Source organism: Frankia sp. CoBUL1, assembly GCF_978021245.1.
In genome coordinates this window covers 1-3,506 of the sequence record NZ_CDXDOS010000312.1, presented here as the reverse complement: position 1 = coordinate 3,506, position 3,506 = coordinate 1, and the positions used below count along the sequence as shown (strand labels likewise).

4 protein-coding genes are annotated in these 3,506 nt (G+C 71.7%); all 4 read right to left on the bottom strand.

All coding sequences use genetic code 11. The features are described 5' to 3' along the window. Positions 1-196 precede the first annotated feature (196 nt). Positions 197-757 (bottom strand): hypothetical protein, encoded by a 561-nt coding sequence (locus tag AC08OX_RS16085; protein ID WP_476608567.1) that lies wholly within the window; start codon positions 755-757, stop codon positions 197-199. A gap of 112 nt (positions 758-869) precedes the next feature. Next, on the bottom strand, positions 870-1,064 hold the full coding sequence (locus AC08OX_RS16080) for a DUF6011 domain-containing protein (protein WP_476608566.1): 195 nt from the start codon (positions 1,062-1,064) through the stop codon (positions 870-872). A gap of 181 nt (positions 1,065-1,245) precedes the next feature. Beyond that, complete coding sequence (locus AC08OX_RS16075) at positions 1,246-2,955, bottom strand: DnaB-like helicase N-terminal domain-containing protein (protein WP_476608568.1); 1,710 nt, start codon at positions 2,953-2,955, stop codon at positions 1,246-1,248. Positions 2,956-3,250: 295 nt separating this feature from the next. Beyond that, on the bottom strand, positions 3,251-3,506 hold a 256-nt coding region (locus AC08OX_RS16070; RefSeq protein WP_476608565.1), incomplete at its 5' end, for a hypothetical protein.

Below are 3,506 nucleotides of genomic sequence, written 5' to 3'. Positions count from 1 at the left end.
TCCACCGGCGTCTTTCTGACGGGGCTATCAGGGCTTACACGTCGGTTCATACGGAGGAGTTCGTCGCCTGCTTCATCCCGGTGATCTTGTATTCAGGTGATTACGAGTATGCGGGGTATGACCGGGGGCTTCCTGCGTTCGAGCGGGATGGTGGGTGGTGCCGGGCGCAGTCCCACGGCTGCGCCCGGCGGGGTGGTCAGAGATGGGCGGCGAGTTCGGTGATGTCGGCGATGTGGCTGATCGTCTGGGCGATCTCCCGCACCTCGTCGACGTCGGCGTCGGTGTGGCGCCAGCCGCCGGCGTCGACGATCTGCACCCGGGGCCGGCCGCCTTGCAGGTATCCGCGGACGCGCAGCTCGGCGTCAGTGCAGAGCTCGGTGGCCGTGACGGTGATGTCGGCGGGCGGTGGGGTGGAGGTGAGGCCCGCCTCGCGGGCGACGGCGGCGGTGTTGCGGTCGTGAGCCGCCCGGCGCATCTGGGAGATGATCTGCGCGGCAAGGCTGAGCACGTGGTCGTGGCCGTCGGCGGCGTCGGCCAGCTGGTTGAGGCCGGCGATGGCCTCGACCAGCGGGGAGTCGGCGGTCAGGCAGTCAGGGCAGAGCACCTGCCCGTCGGTGAGGGGCTGGCCGGGCTGGGCCGTGTGGGCCGGGTAGTGGACGGCGGTGATGTGGGCCCGGAACGGGAGCCGGCAGGCGGTGCAGGTGTGGTCACCACCGCCAGGGCTGTAGTCGAACGTGTAGACGAAACTCGTGGTCATGATCAGCTCCTGGTCGTCGAGGTTGGGGCGGGGTGGCCGTTGAGGCAGTCGGGGGCGGTGCCGGGTGAGCGGCGCACCAGCGTGATCCGGCCGGACGGGCCGGAGCGCATGATCATCCGGCGTCCAGGTCGGGCTGTACCGGCACCTGCCGGGCGGCGAGGACCAGACGGTGCCGGTCGCTGGCGGGGAGGCGGGCGAGGCATGCCGGGCCGACGAGCAGTGCGCGGGAGGTCGGGGCGCGGAGGGGTCGGCGGCAGCAGCGGCAGCGAGAGCGGCCGTCCTCGGCGGGGGTGCTGGTCGTGGTCACGGGGACCTTCTGAGGGAGGGACGTGAGGGGAGGACCGACAGGTGAGGCGGCCCCACCTGGTGGCGGAATGCGAGGGTTCGCGCGGGCGGTGAAGTTCTGTGACCTGTGGTTTTCCGTGGCGGGATGCCCGCGATTCGCTGGGCAGCTCGGGACTGCGTCCTCACCTGCCCCACCTGGGGTCTCAGGCCGGGACACGGCGGTACCGCCTCCCTTGTTGACCTTGGTAGGTGAAGGTTTCGATCTCGATCTGTCCGGCGTCCGCGAGGCGCTCCACTGCTTCGTCGAGGTAGCCGCGGCCGCGGCGGGCGGCCGAGCGGAGATCGGAGTGACCGACCCATCCATCGGTCCTGCCCAGACGTCGCATCACCGCAGCACAGGCGCTCTTGACCGCGTCGTCGTCGGTGCGCCGCGCGATGGTGACGGCCCGCTCGGCGTCCGCCTCGGCGCGTTCCCGGTTGCGCGCCGCGGCGGCCTGGCGCAGCGAGTCGAGGACCCCGCGGCGGGTCCGGTCCGAGACGGCCATCACCGCCCCGGACAGCTCCCAGTCCTGCGCGGTGACGGCTGCGTGGCCGTCGAGCAGACCGAGCGCCGCGGCGACCTTCAGCCGGCACAGCAGCGCGTGGCCATCGAGGGCATCGGAGTCGCCAGTGGGCCTCCCGGATGGTCCACGTGGCCTCGGCGCAGACGTCGAGCACATGCCGGCACGTGGTGAACGGGACGTGCCCCGGCCAGGCGGGCAGCTCCCAGACGTCCGGGTCCGGTTCGGGTGGGGTGACCTCGGGCATGGCGGGGTCGGTGGCGGGAAGCCACACGAACCGCTGGGGGTGCCGCCAGCGGTCTCGCTCTCGTTGAGCAGGATCTCGGCCCGGCCTGGCTGGACTCCGACGATCAGGCCGAGGCGGTAGGCGTGCGCGGCGACCTTCAGCCGGCGGGTGGCGTCAGCGTTGTTGAACCCAACCTCCTCGCCCATCCACCCGGAGCGCAGGACGGAGAGAATGGTGGCGCCCTGGCGGCCCTTGACCGCGCCGAGCTGGTCGACCTCGTGGATCTCGACGATCGCGGACTCCTCGTCCTGGACAATCTCCCCCTCTCCGTCGTCGCGCTTCTCGTAGTGAACGAAGGTCTTCACCAGACCCTCACCGGTCCCCACCGGCCAGACGTTGACCGGCCCGACGTCGCAGGCGTCCGCAGCCGCGCCCATCGCCGCGCCCTTCCCACCCCCCGATGGCGCGACGACTGCAAGGAACAGGTTCAGGCTCGCGTGGCCGCCGATCGTTGCCGGCAGCACGTACGACGGGGGCACCTGCGACAGCACCCGAACGAGGACCACGCCGAGCACCGCCCACGGCGACGCCATCCGCGCCCGGGCGAACCCCCGCACATGGCCGAGGCTCTCCCGCGCGGACCAGAACGCCTCATCGTCCGTCGGCACGGCACCGGCCCGCCCCGCTCGGGGCAGGACCCGGCCGAGGTCTGCGGCCGTCGCCTCGACAATCCCGACCACGTCAGCGTCAGGACCGTCGAGCCTGCCCAACGCCGACGCGAGGACCTCCCGGGCGCGGCGGCCCGCGGCAGCCTCGGCGACACGGTCGACGTACCAGCCGACCATGCCCAGCGAAGGCACCGCTTCGACGCACTCGTGGAGGTACAGCACCTGCATGCCGTAGGCCTCGGCGGCGCTGTCCTCGCCGGACCGGCGGTTCATCTCCGTCCACACCGTCAACGCGTCGACCGGCTCGCCCACTGCGGACAGATCGGCCACCACCGCGAACGCCAACCCATGCGCCGGCCGCGCAAAGTCCGATGGGCCGATCCTGCGGGAGAGGCCGGCGACCACTTCAGGACCGCCGGACATCGCGGCGCCAAGCACAATCCGTTCCGCGTGGATCACTCCATCGGATTGGTGCGAGAGCAGGCGAAGCGGGCTCACCGTCACACGCCCACCCGCCCAATTCGGGCAGCCTCGGCGGCCCAGCGCGCGGCCTCTCGGGCGCGCTCCTCGGTGGCCGTCCGAAGCGGACGGCCGGACGCTGCGGCGATGGCCCGGAGGCGGGCCCGGCAGTGCTCGCGGGCTGCACGTGCCGGCGATTCGGTCGGGTTATCCTGATGTTGGTCTGCGCCGTCGCCTGGTTGCCGATCCTGAACGCCGCCCCTTGCCGGGGGGCGGCGTTCCTCGTTGTTGAGGGTCACCGGGTCGGGTCCCCCTTGGGCTCCACGCCAAGCAGGACCAGCAGCGGCCGGGTCGGGACGAGGTAACGGGACCCGTGCTTGATCACCGGCGTTGGGAACTTCCCGTCGCGAACCAACTGCCTGGCCTTCCACAAGCCGCAGTCCACGATCGACCCTGCGGTCTCCACATCGACTGTGGCTGGCAGGTTGCGGAGCTGGTCGTGGCTCCAGCGTCCGCGACGCTGGCGGAGGACCTCGCCGGTCAGCCGTTCC